The organism is Pullulanibacillus camelliae, assembly GCF_014642655.1.
GTDB classification, from domain to species: domain Bacteria; phylum Bacillota; class Bacilli; order Bacillales; family Sporolactobacillaceae; genus Pullulanibacillus; species Pullulanibacillus camelliae.
The window spans coordinates 1-17881 of the sequence record NZ_BMIR01000031.1; the positions used below are offsets into that span (position 1 = coordinate 1).

A 17881-nucleotide genomic window follows, 5' to 3' on the forward strand; every position below is an offset into this window, starting at 1 on the left:
GGTGGAAGTGTGGTGACACATGGAGCTGACGGATACTAATCGGTCGAGGACTTAACCTATGATACATTTATGGCTTTCGTTTCTAGTTTTGAGAGAATGCACACATCATTTAAGTGTATTTTCTAAAAAAGATATTGAAATATTAATCAAAAGCCTATATAATTAAAGTGTCCATTAGGATACGCTTTTGATGAATACAGTCCGGTGGCGATAGCGAAGAGGTCACACCCGTTCCCATCCCGAACACGGCCGTTAAGCTCTTCTGCGCCGATGGTAATTGGGGGCTTCCCCCTGTGAGAGTAGGACGTTGCCGGGCACTATTTAATTTTAATATTAATCGTTCCACAGTAGCTCAGTGGTAGAGCAATCGGCTGTTAACCGATCGGTCGTAGGTTCGAATCCTACCTGTGGAGCCATTTTTATTTGAAATTGAACTTATTAAACGGAAAAGTAGTTGACTTTCATCTGATTTTTTTCTATAATGATTGATGTCACTTATGAGAACACTTAACCATTCGCTTCCATAGCTCAGTCGGTAGAGCGCATCCATGGTAAGGATGAGGTCATCGGTTCAAGTCCGATTGGAAGCTCCATTTAAAACGTTGATACAACGGGGATTATCGCACATGCGACACCCCGTTTTTTTGATGCTGTTTTTTAGATGGGCGCTTTTAGGTCACTTTTGTGTCTCGAACCACAGTTTTTTTGGAGTGGATCCTCGAAAAAGAAGTTACCAAAATTTTGTACTGCTTCTTCTTGTTTGCCTGGCATAACATGATAATAATATCTTAATGTAATATCGATATTTGAGTGATCTAATCGCTTCGATAACCATTTTAATATCAGCGCTTGGAATTTGGAGCATATCAGTCGCGTGAGTATGCCTTAAATCATGGGAAGGGCTTAACTACTAACAAATTGCAAACATTCATTTTTATTTTTTGCCTTTAGCCTTACCCAGTTATTCACCGATTAAAAGTTCATAAAATTTAGCAGTTTGTGGAGCGAAAATGGTCAGAGTAAGAATGCGGATGTGACCTGTGGTATGGAAAAGGGTTCCTAACATGAATGTCTAATAAATAGCTCATCCTAAAGGGTGTTCACTGCTAACTGTGAATAATCCTTTAAGGATGGTGATAAATGTGGCTGGAAAACGAGGTTGGATGCCAATTGTAGCATCGGTTGGCGTTGGTGCTGCTGTTTATCAAATGATGCGTCCAAATAATAAAGTTGGGAATGCGGTGAAGCATCGTGTCCAACGCATGTGGAATCAAAAAGAATTATTTCCAAATGGGTAGGCCTTAAATTTAAATATTTTAACTCACAACGACATAGGTATGTACAAAGGAGTACATGCCTATGTTGAATAAAAAAGATGTTCTATACAATGCGTTTGTTTTATTGTTTCTATGTGGGAATATCATCATTACATTTACTGTAATTTATATATGTTTAGATATATTAGGTCTTGGAAAAATTGTTGAGCATCATCCAACAACGATTTATACAACGGTTTGGATGGATGATTTAATAAGAACATTATATTTTAGTGCGATCACCTTGTTCTCAGTTGGCTATGGTGATGTGACGCCTTTTGAGTGGTCAAGAATGGTTGCCATTATTGAGTCAACAGTGGGGTATATCCTACCAGCGGTCATCACTGCTCAATATTTACGTTTATTCTCACCGAGAATGGAGAAATGGTTTAAGATGGGGAATGAAGATAAAAAGAAAAAATAGTTTATATCTTAGTGTATTTATCAGAAAATATTTATTTTAACTATTTCCTTTACAAAGTATAATTAACTCGATATAATAACAAATGTCCGATTAAGAAATATGTGATGGCCCCTTGGTCAAGCGGTTAAGACATCGCCCTTTCACGGCGGTAACACGGGTTCGAATCCCGTAGGGGTCACCATTTACATAAAGTGGAGGATTAGCTCAGCTGGGAGAGCACCTGCCTTACAAGCAGGGGGTCGCAGGTTCGAGCCCTGCATCCTCCACCATTTATTTAATAATCCATGCTTGCATTTAAAGCCAAATAACACTTATTCGTTATTTGGTTTATATTATGGAGGGATAGCGAAGTGGCTAAACGCGGCGGACTGTAAATCCGCTCCCTACGGGTTCGGAGGTTCGAATCCTCCTCCCTCCACCATTTTTATACATAAGGGGCCTTAGCTCAGCTGGGAGAGCACCTGCTTTGCAAGCAGGGGGTCAGCGGTTCGATCCCGCTAGGCTCCACCATAAGACGATATCAACAACTGTTTCCAAAGGGAGACAGTTTTTTTGTATTTAGTGCTATTTTTCTAAGGGATTGAATTTGAGATGGATGAAAGCGGTTATATTGGTGGTTGTCAGGATGAAAAAAACATGTAAAACTATAGAAGTAGACTATAAGCGTTATTCTTTTTAGAAATGAGGGGGCAATCATGAGAAAACAGATTTCGATCATCGGTGCACCTATGGACTTAGGACAGTCAAGGCGAGGCGTTGACATGGGACCGAGTGCTATTCGCTATGCTGGAGTCGTTGAACGTCTTGAATCACTTGGTTATACGGTAGAAGATTGCGGAGACATTTCTATCGGTAAAAGAGAACGTTTTGAGGAAACGAGTAAAGTGCTCAAAAATTTGAAAGCGATTGCTAAGGCGTGTGGTGAGCTTTGCAAGACCATAGAGACAGAAGTAAAGAGGGAGCGATTCCCACTCGTTTTGGGTGGAGACCATAGCATTGCCATAGGAACCTTGGCAGGGGTTTCACGGCCTTATAAGAACTTAGGTGTGATTTGGTATGATGCACATGGAGACTTGAATACCGCTGAGACGTCTCCAAGTGGTAATATTCATGGAATGCCCCTTGCAGTGAGCCTTGGATATGGTGATCCTCAATTAACCAGTACCGGGGGGTATCAGCCGAAAGTTAAGCCGGAAAATGTTGTGATTATTGGGGCTAGAGCGTTAGACATGGGAGAAAGGGAATTTATCAAAGAAAAGGGTATCCGTGTTTATACAATGCATGAAATTGATCGGCTTGGGATGACACGGGTGATGACGGAAACGATTGAGTATTTACAAGAGCGGACAGACGGGGTGCATCTCAGCCTGGATTTAGACGGTCTAGATCCCAATGAGGCCCCGGGAGTAGGCACTCCTGTGAATGGCGGAATTACATTCAGGGAGAGTCATCTGGCTATGGAATTGTTGGCCGAGTCTGATCTTTTAACATCAGCGGAGTTTGTGGAAGTCAATCCCATTCTCGATATTCAAAATAAGACAGGTAAGTTGGCCGTTGACCTCATGGGATCATTATTTGGGGAGAAGCTTTTATAAGGATTTGGATGGCAAATAGAAAATATAGACAATGCCTGTAATTCCTTTGTGGATTACAGGCTTTTTTGCAAGATCAGAAAGTATAAAATTTCTGATTATGAGGCCGGTGCGGATTTCCGCTCCAGGCCGCTCGCTTTCTGCGGGAGAGTGGCAAGCCTCCTCGCGCCTTCGCGCTGCTAAGGTCTTACCGATCTCCCATTTCCCGCAGGACTCTAGTCTCTGCATCATGAGTCAGCGGCGCCCGAGGAGGAACACACGATTTTAGAGTGTTCCGAATCTCATACTTTACGCTCCCATCCACTTGACCAGGCAATGAAGTCTCTTTCATATTGGATGATGCTCTATACTAAGGATAAGGACCGGGCATGCTTTTCGCCCGGTTTTTCTTATGTTTAATAATAAGAAGATCTAAAATTTTGGGTGCAAATGGAGTGGCTAGTGCACGGTTCCGCTTCAGGCCGCTCGCTTTCTGCGGGAGAGTGGTAAGCGAAGTGAGAAAGCAAAATGTCCTTATTTTTCAAAGGATATTACTGATATATCAACAGTAAGAGCTTAAATGGCCTTATTCTTATTTAGAATGTGACGGTTTAAGAGCCTGTCCAATTTTTGGCTTTGTTTAATGATGTCAGGTGATGTCAGAGATTTTTTATCTGCAAGTTTGTACAAAGCAAGACGGGTCGCTTCGATGGCTTTTGCTTGATTTTTCATAATAAAATCTCCTCTCTTTAATAGAGCTATATAACTACTATTCCCTTTCACTTGTTAAACTACACATTTTATTCAATTTTAAAATTTTGTTAATACAAATTTTACTGATTGTCCCAAAATGTGATGGATGTTTGCTAAAATATTTTTGAAACCTTATGAAGGGTTATTCGTATAAGGAATAGCAATAGAAACGAGGCTTTGTACATGAGTGACAAAGTGAAGCAATTAATCCTAAAAGTTAGAAAAGGCGATCACGACGCATTTGCCAAAATTGTGGACCTCTATAAAAAACCTGTATATAATATTTGCTTGCGGATGATTGGTATTCCTCAAGAGGCAGAGGATTTAGCCCAGGATACCTTCTTGAGAGCCTATACCAATATTGAGCGCTATGAAATAGATAAAAAATTTTCAACTTGGCTCTATCGCATCGCAACGAATCTGTCTATTGATTATTTACGCAAGAAGAAGCCAGGGGCGTATCTTGACGCTAAACTTCCCGGGGCTGAGGATTTTACAATGTATTCACAGCTTGCGACTGAGGAGCCTTTACCGGAGGAACACGTTGTTTCTCGGGAAACTCAGGCATGGGTCCAATCAGAGATCAATCAATTACCGCCAAAATATCGCTCGGCAATTATTCTTAAATATATTGAAGATCTAAGCTTAAAGGAAATCAGCGAAATACTTGAGCTTCCTGTTCCGACTGTTAAGACACGGATTCATAGGGGACGCGAGGCTTTGAGAAAACGACTGAGAAAGCGGAAATAAAAGAGGTGATAGTCATGGCTTGTTCTAAAGAAATGAGTGAGCTCATACAGCGCGCGCTTGATCAAGAAGCAAATGAGGGAGAACGCCATGCATTAATGGAACATCTAGACGTGTGTTCGGACTGCTGTAGCCATTACAATGAATTGAAAGAGACAATAGATTTGCTAACTCATTTAGATCAAGCACCTGCTCCCGATTATTTTACTCAGAAGGTCATCGCCCGGTTACCTGATCAAAAGCAGGATTCTAAAGTCTTAAAATGGTTTAAAAAGCACCCTATTATCATTGCGGCGGCTTGTTTTTTAATTATGATGGTCGGCTACATCATGTCATTGTGGAACGACAATTCATTTAAGGCTGAAGTTCACGGTGAGGGAAAGCTTGTTTATAGTGATAATAATACGGTAACGGTACCTAAAGGTGAGACGATCAAGGGTGATCTTGTGATTACGGATGGGAAAGTGAGAATCGAAGGTCGAGTAGATGGAGACGTCGTCTTGATTCATAGTGACTCGTTAATGGCCTCTGCTGGACATGTGAGTGGAAAGATTGAAAATGTTAATCAAATCCTCGGTTGGATTTGGTATCATATCCAACGGTTCTTTTCTTCTATATTTTTCATCCACGGTTCAATGGCTCGTTTATGAGACGAGGGTGCTCCTATATTTTGGAGCGCCTTTTTTGCAAGATCAGAAAGTATAAAATTTCTGATCATGAGGACGGTGCGGATTTCCGCTCCAGGCCGCTCGCTTTCCGCGGGGGAGTGGTAAACCTCCTCGCGCCTTGCCCTCCAATCTGTTAATCATGCAATGAAGTCTCTTTCATATTGGATGATGCTCTATACTAAGGACAAGGCCCGGGCATGCTTTTCGCCCGGTTTTTCTTATACTATCAGAATTTATAATTTCGCTGACGCACATAAAGGAAGAGAGTATAAGTGTAACTTTGACTTCGCCATTAAAGCTTGCGGGCACCCTAAGTGTGTGATTGGCAAAAATCACATCAGGAGTACCAGCGAAGGGGTGCAAGCCAAGTTTTCTAATATCACTAGTAAAGGGCATAGCCATAAAAGTAAAGTCTATAGAGGTTATGATACTAACCTGCCCCACCGTGTGTTAAAATAGATGAAAAAAATACCAACAGGAGGCAGGGATCATTGAAAATGCCTCCTCACTGAAAGATAGAAGATGCAATTAAGTGATTGGGCACAACGAGGGTGTCCTTGTGGAAAGCGAGCACCTGGGGTGAAAATCAACACCCAAGATGCTTTTAGAACGCAATCAATCTAAGTAGGAAGGCGTGTGTTAGAGTAGAAACGTATGAATGTACGGAAAGGTGCACTCATAAACTGTATCTACAGTCCGAAGTCTTTCCTACATACGGATGAACAGGATAGAGTTATTTAAGAGCTATTAAAGGAGAAGGGCTTTTGTTTTATAGAATGAAAGAGCATGACATCTTTAGGCTTTAGGACTTTAAAATGGGCCAGAATGCTATGGTTATATATTTTTAAGGTTATAACATGAGGTAAGGGGTAATATAGCTAAAGAGTGGACGAGTTTTTACAATCGATTCGATTCATGATTACTGGTTTACCTATGTTATAATAGTGTATAGTGTCAAATGCTTAAAGACTGATATCTGTATTTGTTTGGAGGATGGGCGCCATGTTTTCATGGTCAGATATAAATTTTTTAGATTTGCTCAGATCAGTTGTCGATATACTGGTTGTTACCTACGTGATTTATAAACTGATAATGGTCATACGGGGGACTAAAGCTGTTCAATTGTCCAAAGGGATTATTGTTGTTGTGCTCGTATGGTTTATCAGTGACAAGCTAGGCCTCAAAACGTTAAATTTCATCATGCAGCAGGTCATTACCTTTTCTGTTTTGGCGATTATTATCATTTTTCAGCCAGAACTTAGACGTGCGCTAGAGCAGTTGGGTCGTGGGCGCTTGTTTTCACGAGAGGTGCAGGAAGAGGAGCAGCGAAACCAGTCTATCGAAGCCATCGTGAAAGCAACGACTTATATGGCAAAGCGTCGTATTGGTGCGCTCATGTCAATTGAAAGAGAAACCGGTCTCAACGAGTACATAGAAACAGGTATCCCCATGCATGCGCATCTTAGCTCGCAGCTGTTGATCAATGTCTTTATTCCAAATACCCCATTACATGATGGGGCAGTGATTATAAAGGGAGATGAGATCACCGCCGCAGCTTGCTACCTGCCACTTTCAGAAAGTCCTTTTATTTCCAAGGAACTAGGAACGCGGCATCGCGCAGCAATGGGTGTAAGTGAAGTAACGGATAGCTTAACAGTGATTGTCTCTGAAGAAACAGGAGGCATCTCTTTAACAAAAAATGGAGAACTTTTTCGAAACATTTCAGAGGAGAGATTACGGGAACTTTTAGAGAAGGAATGGCTCTTTCAGGTAAAATCGACGGGTGGATTACGATGGAACTGGAGAGGTAAGAACAATGGATAAATTATTTCGGAATACATGGTTTATAAAAATTATCTCTTTTCTCATTGCCTTGATGTTATTCAGCATGGTGTCGACTAAAGATCAAAATCAGAATAATAGCGGTGGTACACAAATACCTACGGGCAACCATGTGGATACGGTGACAGAGAACCTTGATGCTCAGTATGATTCGAACCAATACATTGTCCTTGGATTGCCACCAACGGTTAAAGTTCGGCTGACGGGTTCATCGGAAACCATCACCCTTGCGAAATTGCAAAACTCACGCAAGGCCTATGTTGATTTAACCAATAAAAAGCCCGGAAAGCATGTGGTGAAGGTACAAACCAAGGGGTTCCCATCGGATCTCTCTGTAGAGCCTATTCCGTCAACAATTAATGTAACCATTCAAAAGAAAATCACAAAAACGTTCTCAGTTAGCATGGATCTCCTAAATCGTGCTGACATCGCTGATGGCTATTCTGTAGGAGATTACTCTACAGATCCGGAAAAGGTTTCAGTCACTGGAGCAGAACAGCTTGTTGATCAAATTGCTTTTGTAAAAGGTGTTGTTGATCTTAAGGATGTGTCAAAATCCGTTGAGCAAGATGTTCCGTTAAATGCTTACGATAAAAACGGCAATCAACTTGATGTTGATATTAAGCCATCTGTGGCTAGGGTTAAGATTCCGATTGTCAGTCCTTCTAAAGATGTCCCTATATCGGTCAAGCCTCAGGGTGATCCTGCGGATGGGTATGCTATTGAGAGCATGGATATTGATCCGAATACCGTCAAAGTCTTTGGTACCAAGGATGTCCTAGACGGGATTGATGGGATAGAGGATATTGACGTTCCTGTCGATGGGGTGAACGAGACGAAGACCGTTCAAGTTGATGTCCCCACACCCAAATCGGCAGATCAAGTCTCTCCTGAACAAATTACAGTGACCGTCCATGTTGGTAAGGCGGTTTCAAAAGTGGTGAAGGATATTCCGATCTTGGTGAACGATAAGGCAGACAAGGATCGTCAAGTGACCTTTAGTGATCCAAAAAGTCAGCGCGTTGACGTCAAGCTGTCAGGAGCGAAAAAGCTGATGGATCAATTACAAAGGACAGATGTACAAGCTACAATCGATATCTCTCATTTATCGAAAGGGGAACATGAGGTACCGATCAAGGTGACCGTTCCAGATTATATGACCGGGACTCCATCTAAAGCAAAAGCAACGGTCACCATTGATGATACAGACAAAGGGTGAGGGATGGGGTTGCAGAATTAAAGTAAATGAAATGTTGATTATTAAACGTGTGATGAGGAATTAAAGGAGCGAATTAAAAAATGGGTAAATATTTCGGAACAGACGGTGTGCGAGGGATAGCCAACACGGAACTCACACCTGAATTAGCCTTTAAGCTAGGACGTGCTGGCGGCTTTGCGCTTGCAAAGGATGTGCAGCGCCCTAAGATTTTAGTTGGGCGCGATACACGCATTTCCGGGGAAATGCTCGAAGCGGCTCTCATTGCTGGCTTGCTTTCTATCGGTGCCGAAGTTTTGAGATTGGGTGTGCTTTCCACACCAGGCGTTGCCTATTTGACTAAAGTGATGGGTGCACATGCAGGGATTATGATTTCTGCATCGCATAACCCTGTAGAAGATAACGGAATTAAGTTCTTTGGCTCTGATGGCTTTAAGCTGACCGATGAACAGGAGGAAGGCATTGAAGCCCTCATTGATGACGGGCAGGGTATTCTTCGACCAACAGGTGCCGATGTAGGCATTGTAGGCGATTATTTTGAAGGCACACAAAAGTATATGCAATTCCTCAAACAAACGGTTGAAGAAGAGGACTTCAGTGGCCTCCGCGTTGCTTTGGACTGTGCGAATGGGGCAACCTCTGCTTTAGCGCCGCATTTATTTGCGGACCTAGAGGCTGAGATCACAACGATCGGTACCAACCCTAATGGCGTGAATATTAACGATGGTGTTGGTTCTACCCATCCAGCGGCCTTAAGTGACCATGTCAAGGCACAAGGCGCTGATGTCGGTCTATCCTTTGATGGTGATGGTGACCGTTTGATTGCAGTCGATGAAAATGGCAATATCGTCGATGGCGATAAAATTATGTACATATGCGCAAAGCACTTAAAGGAACAAGGTCAGCTTAATGATCATACATTAGTGACAACGGTGATGAGCAATATAGGACTTTATAAAGCTTTAGAGACTGCGGGTATTGCGACAAAAAAGACGGCAGTCGGTGACCGCTATGTGATGGAAGAGATGCGGAACAATGGGTATACATTGGGTGGAGAACAGTCGGGCCACATTATTTTTCTTAATCATACAACAACAGGGGACGGCATGCTCTCAGCGTTGCAGTTGGTCAATATCATTAAAGCCACAGGGAAGCCGTTATCTGAATTGGCTGCAGAAGTCAAGACCTTCCCTCAAAGGCTTGTGAACATCAAAGTAACGGATAAACATCAAGTGAAAGAAAATCCAAGGGTAGCAGAGGCTATTCAAGCCGTGGAGACGGAGCTTGGCGATAATGGCCGTGTGCTCGTCCGTCCTTCTGGTACCGAGTCCTTAGTACGCGTCATGGTAGAGGCACCAACAGAGGAAGAATGTGAACAGTATGTGGAAAGAATCACACGTGTTGTTAAAGAAGAACTAGGAGCAACTGAAGAAGCATAGGAGGAAGCGATTTTTCGCTTCCCTTTTTATACCTATCAGAATTTATAACTTCGCTGACGCTCATAAAAGAAGATAGTATAAGTCGGGCTTTGACTATCGCCACCTGAGGCTTGGCGATAGCCAAGTTTTCTAAAAAGATAAGAGAGTATAAAATTTCTGGTCATCAGGACGATGCGCGATTCCGCTCCAGGCAGCTCGCATTCCACGGCACGGCCTCCGACGCGCAGGATACGCTCGCTTTGGCGTTCGCCGCACCATCGGGGTCCCCGAAAAGTGTTTTTTACTTTTGGGGTGGGATTGATGTGCTAGCTTTGGTGTTATCATATGGATGTGATGTGTTTAACCAAAGTGCCTTGAAAATGTAAGATACTTAGACTAAGAAGCCCCTGTTCCTATATTCTTTGTAGTCAGCTTCCGCGGAACAACGCTTTTAAGAAGGGGATAAACCTCCGGCCATCGGAAAGGTATGATCTCTATCTCTACTCCCATCCACTTGACCTGTAAAAGTGCAGAGGGGTAGCGAAATTTCTGGATCACAGCTTAATGCAACCAAAGAGAGGGGTAAGTGAACAAAGGCCTCCTAGATCGTAATAAAAGGCAGGTCATTTTAACAAAAGCTCGGCGCAAAGTAACAAATAAAGCCCGAAGTTTCCGAAAAGGGCACAAATCGGGGCCCAAGCTTCCGAATCAAGGTGTGAGTGCCACAAAAGGCGCTACCATTTTAATAAAAGCTGCTTGCAGCATATTAAAAAATACTGCATTTAATAAATTTAGGACCTTATAATGATCAGGTTTATTTGCTTGATTGTTTCACATCTTTTGATGCTCTGCATATGGCTGTAATATAGAGTTAACAAAATCGCCATTGACAATTTTATTTTATATTTATACTATTAGAGGGTATTAGCTGAGCAAGAAAGCTTGAGCTAAAGGTTAGAAACATTTAAGTATGATTTTTAGTCAATAATAGAAAGGTGGATAGCCAAAACTTCATAATCAAGCGCCAGGACTGCTCGGAGTAGCAGTTGACGAGGAAGAGGTTAATCGAAACTTTCGGCGGATGCCTCTCGGGCTCTTCACACCCGGAAGCCAAGGCTTGAAAACGGATGGGCAACCATGCGGACAAGAGTCTGGCCGTGAACCAAACTAATTTGATAACAAGTGGGGTAAGATTACCCCGCGGGTCGTCTTACCCCACCAATAGGGGGAAGAGACATATGTGCGGTATTGTAGGATATGTAGGATTGAAGGATGCAAAGGATATTTTAATTCATGGCTTGAAAAAGCTTGAGTATCGAGGCTATGATTCGGCGGGTATTGCGATACTCAATTCTAAAGGTGTGCATGTTTTCAAAGAAAAAGGACGCATTGCGGTTCTTGAAAAAGCAGTGGATGAAAACATTGCAGGCACCCTCGGAATTGGGCATACACGTTGGGCTACCCACGGGGAACCGAATCAAGAAAATGCGCACCCACATCAAAGTGCTTCAGGGCGTTTTACACTTGTACACAACGGTGTCATCGAAAATGATTACAAATTAAAAGCAGACTATCTCGCTGATCTTAACTTTAGAAGTGAGACAGACACCGAGGTTGTCGTTCAGCTTATTGAAAAATTTGTTAATGAAGGCGAGAAGGTAGAAGCGGCCTTCCGTAAGGCATTAGGCTTATTGCATGGCTCTTATGCCATTGCTATGATTGACAATCAAAACCCAGAAGCCATCTATGTGGGTAAGAATAAAAGCCCACTTTTAGTCGGCGTTGGTGATGGCTTTAATGTTGTAGCGAGTGATGCCATGGCTATGATCCATGTTACGGATCAATTTGTTGAACTGATGGATGAAGAGGTCATCATTGTCACTCGCCAAGGGTACACCATCGAAACCTTAGCCGGACAGAAGGTGGAACGGGCGCCTTATAAAGCTGAACTTGATGCGGGTGACATTGAAAAAGGGACCTATCCGCATTACATGCTGAAGGAAATTGATGAACAACCGGCAGTGATTCGTAAGCTGCTCATGGCTTATCAAAATGAGCAAGGTGAGATTGAAATCGATGCTGATATTCGTGCGGCTATCGATCAATCGGACCGTCTTTATATCATTGCTTGTGGCACGAGCTACCATGCAGGATTAGTCGGCAAGCAGATGCTTGAAAGCATCGCCGGAGTGCCGACAGAAGTGCATATTGCTAGTGAGTTTTCCTATAATATGCCGCTTCTTTCGAAAAATCCGTTGTTTGTTTTCATTTCCCAAAGTGGTGAAACGGCTGATAGCCGTGCGGTGCTCGTTCACGTGAAGAAGCTGGGCTTCCGTACGCTCACCTTGACCAATGTTCCAGGTTCAACCTTGTCTCGTGAAGCGGACCATACATTGCTGCTTCATGCTGGACCTGAAATTGCCGTCGCTTCTACAAAGGCTTATACAGCGCAGATCGCTGTTCTTTCTATACTTGCTGTGGATATTGCTGAGCATAACGGCATGGATATTGGCTTCGATTTTACGAAGGAGCTCAGTATTGTGGCTAACGCCATGGAAGCTCTGGTCGATCAAAAGGATGTCCTTGAGCAAATGGCACGTGACTATCTCACAGGAACACGCAATGCTTTTTATATTGGCCGCGCTGTTGATTATTATGTGTGCCTCGAAGCAGCCCTTAAGCTAAAAGAAATATCCTATGTTCAAGCAGAAGGCTTTGCTGGCGGTGAACTCAAGCATGGCACCATTGCCCTTATCGAAAAAGGCACACCGGTCATCGCGCTTGCCACCCAGTATCATGTCAATGGTAGCATCCGTAGCAATGTAAAAGAAGTCGTTTCCCGTGGTGCCAATGCCTGCATCATCAGCCTTGAAGGCTTGAATGAAGAAGGTGATAGCCTCGTCCTTCCAGAAGTCCATGACGCACTCACACCACTTGTATCCGTCGTACCTATGCAGCTGCTCGCTTATTATGCAGCCCTCCAACGCGATTGCGATGTGGATAAACCACGTAACCTTGCCAAATCCGTGACTGTGGAATAAGCAGGTGTTGAAGGTTTTAGAGTTGTGTGGATTTGAAATAAAGTCATATTGTTTATAAAAAAGGTCAACTATTTCGCCCCTTTGGCTATGCATTGTCCAAAGGGGCCTTTTATGGTAAAAATAACATAGATAGACAATGAACGGCTAGTTAATGGAATAACACCCATAGAAGCTTTGTCCTTATTTTGTAGGGATTCTCGCATAGATGCCAATATGCATCCCATGTCCAACAACTTCATATTTGCTAAATTACCTTCTCCATTAAGATATGATGCTTTTACTTTTGAAATAAGCCTTCAAGGAGGGGCAACCAATGAACAAAACCGACCGTTTGTTAGCCATCGTGCTGGAGCTGGAACGTAAAAAAGTGGTACGGGCTGAAGATTTGGCGACCTTATTTGAAACGAGTGTACGGACCATCTACCGTGACATACAGGCGCTGAGTGAAGCGGGCGTGCCGATCATAGGAGCCCCTGGAACAGGCTATTCCTTGATGGAAGGCTATTTCCTGCCACCGATCAGTTTCACGGTACAAGAGGCCGTGAGCTTGCTGATTGGAACGGACTTTATCGAACAACAATTTGATGATGATTATCGTGTCAGGGCTCAAGCCGCTCGCAGTAAAATTGAGACCCTGCTGCCGGAGAGCGTTCGCAATGAAGCCGCTCGTATACGCCAGTCTATGCGTTTGCTCATTTCTGATAAACAGGTTATGCCATCGAAAGAAAAGAAATATCTAGAAAAGATCCGTCGAGCACTATTAAACGGGCGAAAGATCAGCTTTCATTATGCAAAAAAACTTCCAGATTTCGAGGGCAATCGCTATAGTGTTCGCACTGTTGCTCCCTATGGGTTAGTGCTCGTTCAAGGCTCATGGATGCTTGTGGCCCGGTGTGATCTACGTCAAGACATTCGCCATTTTCGCTTGTCCCGAATGACGGAACTTATTGATTTGGAGGAACGATTTGAACTGCCAGTATATTTTAACTTAAGGGATTATACCCCTCCAGATGATCGGCACTTACAAGTTCGCCTGCGATTTAACCCGGACATTTCAGATAGGGTCAAGGAATCGAACTATCAATACATAGAGGCTATGGAGGAACATCAAGATGGACTGCACGTGGTCTTACGCGTTCGTCAACTGGAAGAATTGCTGCAATGGGTGCTTGGCTGGGGCGCAGCTGTGAGTGTATTGGAGCCTGAATCCTTTCGAAATCAGATTCGTGAAGAAGTCGAAAAAATGTTAAAACGCTACTGACATACTGTTGTCAGTAGCGTTTTCTTATAATCAGAGTAAGCCAACGTAAAGGAGTGAGAGATAACGCGAAGATTGTCTTGCATCGGTTGGAGGATACTATGGATCAATTGAGCAGCAATCAGGTGTGGAAGGGCCGTTGGACCAAATGGTTCAGTTTCTGATTCAATCAGATTTATTATAGGAAGGATGATATCTTATGAATTTCGCTTCTGTACGCATTATTACCGACGACGTGGATCGCCTCGTCGAGTTCTATGAGAAAGTCATGGAGGTTTCGGCGGAGCGTCCCGCGCCAGTCTTTGCCGAACTCGTTGTGCCCTCGTGCACTCTGGCGATTGGCCACTCCCAGACAGTGTCACTGTTCGGCACTGGGTCCGCAGTGGCAGCCGATAATCACACGGTCATTATCGAGTTCCACGTCCACGATGTCGATGCTGAATACGAGCGCTTGAAGCCGTTCGTCAACGAATGGGTAAAAGAACCGACCACGATGCCGTGGGGGAACCGTTCTGCGCTGTTCCGTGATCCTGACGGCAATCTTGTTAACCTCTTCGAGCCGGTGACTGAAGAGGCGATCAAGCGGTTCAGCGGTAGAGGTTAATGGCCAGTTGAAGTGAGTGCCTCAATTGGGGGAGCGGCAACGATTCGTAAAGGAAATGGTATTTTGGCCGACTGTACCGATAACATTTCTCCGGTGATCACATCGTTTTTCCTGATATGGCGCTGGTCCATTAAGAAGCTTTTAAAGTATAGTCGGCCAGTTTAAAATGGCCCGAAAAAACAGAAATCGTTGCTGTATCCCCTCGAATAATAAAATTATATTGAAATCCATTCTTCAACCAAAACCGCTTGTTGAACGACATAAGAAGATGATCAAGCTTTTTTATAAAAACTAATATAGAAGAAAAAAGTACAAGTTGCTCATTTATCCTTGATAGACACTTCTCTTGCCCACTCTAAAAATCATATTCCCAATTTAAGGAAGAAAAAATACATATTCGAGATTGAGCTCATGTGAAATAAAAGCGCCTACTAACCAATCTGCTAGCAGGTGTTCGTATAATAAAAATGTATTTGTATTCATGGATATAGTGGATGACGCTTTGGTATTATTTATTTTTATATTCTATGGTGCAGTCCTTTTTCAATTAAATAGTATTTTAAGTTTAAGGGTAAATTTTTGAGGCATAATTATGAAACTTATTAGACGATTTTTAAAATCAAAAAATTAGGCATGATTTGCACGGAGGACTGATGAAACTAATGGACAGGCGACTTGAAGAGGAGAGAGGAGAAACATTTGATAATGAATTATAAAATAAAGACCTTTCAGAAGAAAATATTGAAGAGTGTACGAAGTTATATACTGGTGTTTTTAACCGTGCCTCTTGGAAAGAGAGGTGGAAAGAAAAAGATGCCAATGAACGATTAACCGATATTTTTAGAAATCGTAAATTTTTAGGTGTGGGCATCTGTGATGAAGAAAATCAATTGATTCGTTTTTTGTTAGGGTATACAGAAAGGTGGCTGGATAGCGACCACTTTTATTTAAATGAAATGTGTGTAACAACAGAGCGCCAAAGCATGGGGATTGGTTCGAGATTGATTAATGAATTTGAAATCTCCTTGACAAAGTGAGCGGACTATCTTATTATTTGTATGTACAAACAATAAGAGGTGATGCCTTGTGGTTAATAAACCTACCAAACAACTTCTTGAACGCTGCTTATTCTTTACTGTAGGTAAACTCAACCGTATCTTGATAAAAATTACTGATGAGGAATTTCGTTTTACCGGTTTGTCGCCTACTTACGGTTTTTTGCTCATGGCTGTCAATGAAAAAAGAGAGATATCTCAGAAAGAGCTTGGGGAAATTTTGCATTTGACCCCTTCTACTGTGACGCGGTTTATTGAAAAGTTAAAGGGGAAAGGGCTTGTGATAAGTAAGCAGGAAGGCCGTACATCACTTATTGCCCCTACGGAAAAGGGATTACAATTACAAAAAGATTTAGAGTCTGCCTGGGATAACGTTCACCAACGTTATACGGATATTCTAGGCAAGCAAGAGGCGGATCAAATCATAGCATTAATACACGAAGCCGGAGAAAAACTAGAGGAGCAGACATGAGTTAAGAATTTTTTTTATACATATATTTGTTTGTACAAACAAATATAAAAGGCATAGTCACCGAACTAGAGAGGAGTTTTCTCGATGAACCAAATGGATTCCGGCAGTCTAGGCTAGTTTACATGGCATCTCTTGGGCAAACTTCGTGGGGCCATGATGACCCTGTTAACCTCAATATCGAAAGGGAGAGTCAATTAATATGAAGTCTATTAAAGGCAGTTCTACTTTCATTTTGTATCTCGTTTGTATAAGCGCTTTTTTTGCTGCGATGAACGTCAATATCTATTCGCCAATCATACCTTCGATCAAGGATTCATTTCATGTTTCCTTAAGTTTAGTTGATATGTCTGTGTCGATCTTCACTTTAATTTTTGCCATTATGCAGATTGTTTTTGGAATATTTGTTGATTTTAAAGGAGCTAGATTTATCCTTGTTCCGAGTATCTTTTTAACTGTGATTGTCAGTATAGGGTGTGCGCTTACACAGAGTTTTACCGTATTTATCTTGTTCAGGTGCTTGCAGGCGATTGGAACGGCTGCTCTGCCTCTCATTGCAGCAACAACAATTGGCCAACTTTTTCAAGGTAGCCAGCGTTCAAGCGCGATGGGGACTTACCAAACGGCATTATCTGTCGCTTCAGCAATAGCCCCTTTGCTTGGCGGATGGATAGGTGAGCATTACGCTTACTCGGGGATCTTCTGGTTCCTTGCGGCGGTTTCCGTTGTTTTATTGATTGCGAACTGGATTTTCTTCCCTAAAATGACGGTGGAAGAGAAGAAGCCGCTCCGTATAAATAAAGTTTTAGTCAATTATGGAATGGTTTTTAAGAATAAGGCAGGAAACGCCATCTTTATCTTGAACTTTTTTATTTATTTCATTTACTTCTCAATCATTGTCTATTTGCCTATTTTATTTACCAGTCACTTTCATCTTAAATTAGGAATAGTAGGGTTACTCTACTTGCCTATAGCCTTATTAATGATTGTAGGGAATACGGTATTCAAATATGGCAAATCTAGAATCTCACTCAATCATTTACTTGTCATTAGTAGTATCATCTTGGCTTGCTGCATTGTGTTATTTGCATGGACGCAATCACTCTCCTTGTTTAGCGTATCTCTTATTCTTGCCTTTTATGGGATAGCCATGGGGACAATAACGCCCTTATTAACAACGATGATCACCGATGAATATGAACAGCAAAGGGGGAGTGCGTTAGGCATGTTTAATTTCGTCAAATATATTGGCATGGCTGCTGGTTCTGGCATTTCAGGTGTATTCTTAGCTGAATTTAAGCCAGTTATTGTTTTTTTGGCAATGGGGCTGCTGTTGGTATTATTGAATAGTCTACTTTTACCACTAGTGATCAGAAAACAAGCGAAGGGTACACCTAAGGAACCCCTGCGAGGTTAGAGGCAGCACGAGCTACAATGGTGTGTTAGAGCGCTCGTCAGCTTAAGGTCTGACAATGCACATAAGATATGCGGTCATTTGA

General features: G+C 42.5%; 15 protein-coding genes, 6 tRNA genes and 1 rRNA gene. 21 read left to right on the top strand and 1 reads right to left on the bottom strand.

Going from position 1 to position 17881, the window contains the following annotated elements; translation table 11 throughout:
* The first annotated feature begins 200 nt into the window (after positions 1–200).
* The 10 genes from rrf (at position 201) to rocF (ending at position 3335) form a co-directional block, all read left to right on the top strand.
* Positions 201–316: ribosomal RNA gene (rrf, locus tag IEW82_RS18805) — 5S ribosomal RNA — on the top strand.
* 25 nt (positions 317–341) lie between these two features.
* Positions 342–416, top strand: a tRNA-Asn gene (locus tag IEW82_RS18810).
* Between the two features lie 101 nt (positions 417–517).
* Positions 518–593, top strand: a tRNA-Thr gene (locus IEW82_RS18815).
* Positions 594–1142: 549 nt separating this feature from the next.
* A complete protein-coding gene (locus IEW82_RS18820) occupies positions 1143–1298 on the top strand; it encodes a hypothetical protein (protein WP_188698786.1) in 156 nt (51 codons plus the stop codon).
* A gap of 61 nt (positions 1299–1359) precedes the next feature.
* A complete protein-coding gene (locus IEW82_RS18825) occupies positions 1360–1740 on the top strand; it encodes a potassium channel family protein (RefSeq protein WP_188698708.1) in 381 nt (126 codons plus the stop codon).
* Positions 1741–1846: 106 nt separating this feature from the next.
* Positions 1847–1921: transfer RNA gene (locus tag IEW82_RS18830), tRNA-Glu, on the top strand.
* A 12-nt stretch (positions 1922–1933) separates the two neighbouring features.
* Positions 1934–2009, top strand: a tRNA-Val gene (locus IEW82_RS18835).
* A 67-nt stretch (positions 2010–2076) separates the two neighbouring features.
* Positions 2077–2161: transfer RNA gene (locus tag IEW82_RS18840), tRNA-Tyr, on the top strand.
* Between the two features lie 13 nt (positions 2162–2174).
* A tRNA-Ala gene (locus IEW82_RS18845) sits at positions 2175–2250 on the top strand.
* 185 nt (positions 2251–2435) lie between these two features.
* Entirely contained in the window at positions 2436–3335 is a 900-nt protein-coding gene (rocF, locus tag IEW82_RS18850) for an arginase (protein ID WP_188698711.1), read from the top strand.
* 552 nt (positions 3336–3887) lie between these two features.
* On the opposite strand, the gene IEW82_RS18855 is transcribed toward rocF, so the two are convergent.
* Positions 3888–4043, bottom strand: coding sequence for an aspartyl-phosphate phosphatase Spo0E family protein (locus IEW82_RS18855; RefSeq protein WP_188698715.1), 156 nt, complete (start codon positions 4041–4043; stop codon positions 3888–3890).
* Positions 4044–4247: 204 nt separating this feature from the next.
* Here IEW82_RS18855 and sigW point away from each other — a divergent pair, with 204 nt between their 5' ends.
* The 11 genes from sigW (at position 4248) to IEW82_RS18910 (ending at position 17799) form a co-directional block, all read left to right on the top strand.
* Positions 4248–4814, top strand: a complete 567-nt coding sequence (gene sigW, locus IEW82_RS18860) for an RNA polymerase sigma factor SigW (RefSeq protein ID WP_188698718.1) — start codon at positions 4248–4250, stop codon at positions 4812–4814.
* Between the two features lie 14 nt (positions 4815–4828).
* Positions 4829–5461 carry an anti-sigma factor gene (locus IEW82_RS18865; protein ID WP_188698722.1) on the top strand — a complete coding sequence of 211 codons (633 nt, stop codon included), beginning with the start codon at positions 4829–4831 and terminating at the stop codon, positions 5459–5461.
* Positions 5462–6481: 1020 nt separating this feature from the next.
* Positions 6482–7303 carry a diadenylate cyclase CdaA gene (gene cdaA / locus IEW82_RS18870; RefSeq protein WP_188698725.1) on the top strand — a complete coding sequence of 274 codons (822 nt, stop codon included), beginning with the start codon at positions 6482–6484 and terminating at the stop codon, positions 7301–7303.
* Positions 7296–8540, top strand: a complete 1245-nt coding sequence (locus IEW82_RS18875; protein WP_188698728.1) for a CdaR family protein — start codon at positions 7296–7298, stop codon at positions 8538–8540. The genes cdaA and IEW82_RS18875 overlap by 8 nt, the downstream gene beginning before the upstream one ends.
* An 80-nt stretch (positions 8541–8620) precedes the next feature.
* Positions 8621–9976, top strand: a complete 1356-nt coding sequence (glmM, locus tag IEW82_RS18880; protein ID WP_188698732.1) for a phosphoglucosamine mutase — start codon at positions 8621–8623, stop codon at positions 9974–9976.
* Positions 9977–11193: 1217 nt separating this feature from the next.
* Positions 11194–12996, top strand: coding sequence for a glutamine--fructose-6-phosphate transaminase (isomerizing) (gene glmS / locus IEW82_RS18885; RefSeq protein WP_188698734.1), 1803 nt, complete (start codon positions 11194–11196; stop codon positions 12994–12996).
* Positions 12997–13309: 313 nt separating this feature from the next.
* Complete coding sequence (locus IEW82_RS18890; protein ID WP_188698738.1) at positions 13310–14257, top strand: helix-turn-helix transcriptional regulator; 948 nt, start codon at positions 13310–13312, stop codon at positions 14255–14257.
* 196 nt (positions 14258–14453) lie between these two features.
* Positions 14454–14858 (top strand): VOC family protein, encoded by a 405-nt coding sequence (locus IEW82_RS18895; protein ID WP_188698740.1) that lies wholly within the window; start codon positions 14454–14456, stop codon positions 14856–14858.
* A gap of 740 nt (positions 14859–15598) precedes the next feature.
* Positions 15599–15895: a GNAT family N-acetyltransferase gene (locus tag IEW82_RS20480; protein WP_188698782.1), complete on the top strand. Its 297-nt coding sequence runs from the start codon at positions 15599–15601 to the stop codon at positions 15893–15895.
* Between the two features lie 49 nt (positions 15896–15944).
* Positions 15945–16385: a MarR family winged helix-turn-helix transcriptional regulator gene (locus tag IEW82_RS18905; RefSeq protein ID WP_188698743.1), complete on the top strand. Its 441-nt coding sequence runs from the start codon at positions 15945–15947 to the stop codon at positions 16383–16385.
* Positions 16386–16584: 199 nt separating this feature from the next.
* Positions 16585–17799, top strand: coding sequence for an MFS transporter (locus IEW82_RS18910; RefSeq protein WP_188698746.1), 1215 nt, complete (start codon positions 16585–16587; stop codon positions 17797–17799).
* Positions 17800–17881 lie beyond the last annotated feature (82 nt).

What these genes read in the sequence shown, in the direction of transcription:
- IEW82_RS18825 (WP_188698708.1), top strand. Translation starts at nt 1,360, where the DNA reads ATGTTGAATAAAAAAGATGTTCTATACAATGCGTTTGTTTTATTGTTT.
- rocF (WP_188698711.1), top strand. Translation starts at nt 2,436, where the DNA reads ATGAGAAAACAGATTTCGATCATCGGTGCACCTATGGACTTAGGACAG.
- IEW82_RS18855 (WP_188698715.1), bottom strand. Translation starts at nt 4,043, where the DNA reads ATGAAAAATCAAGCAAAAGCCATCGAAGCGACCCGTCTTGCTTTGTAC.
- sigW (WP_188698718.1), top strand. Translation starts at nt 4,248, where the DNA reads ATGAGTGACAAAGTGAAGCAATTAATCCTAAAAGTTAGAAAAGGCGAT.
- IEW82_RS18865 (WP_188698722.1), top strand. Translation starts at nt 4,829, where the DNA reads ATGGCTTGTTCTAAAGAAATGAGTGAGCTCATACAGCGCGCGCTTGAT.
- cdaA (WP_188698725.1), top strand. Translation starts at nt 6,482, where the DNA reads ATGTTTTCATGGTCAGATATAAATTTTTTAGATTTGCTCAGATCAGTT.
- IEW82_RS18875 (WP_188698728.1), top strand. Translation starts at nt 7,296, where the DNA reads ATGGATAAATTATTTCGGAATACATGGTTTATAAAAATTATCTCTTTT.
- glmM (WP_188698732.1), top strand. Translation starts at nt 8,621, where the DNA reads ATGGGTAAATATTTCGGAACAGACGGTGTGCGAGGGATAGCCAACACG.
- glmS (WP_188698734.1), top strand. Translation starts at nt 11,194, where the DNA reads ATGTGCGGTATTGTAGGATATGTAGGATTGAAGGATGCAAAGGATATT.
- IEW82_RS18890 (WP_188698738.1), top strand. Translation starts at nt 13,310, where the DNA reads ATGAACAAAACCGACCGTTTGTTAGCCATCGTGCTGGAGCTGGAACGT.
- IEW82_RS18895 (WP_188698740.1), top strand. Translation starts at nt 14,454, where the DNA reads ATGAATTTCGCTTCTGTACGCATTATTACCGACGACGTGGATCGCCTC.
- IEW82_RS18910 (WP_188698746.1), top strand. Translation starts at nt 16,585, where the DNA reads ATGAAGTCTATTAAAGGCAGTTCTACTTTCATTTTGTATCTCGTTTGT.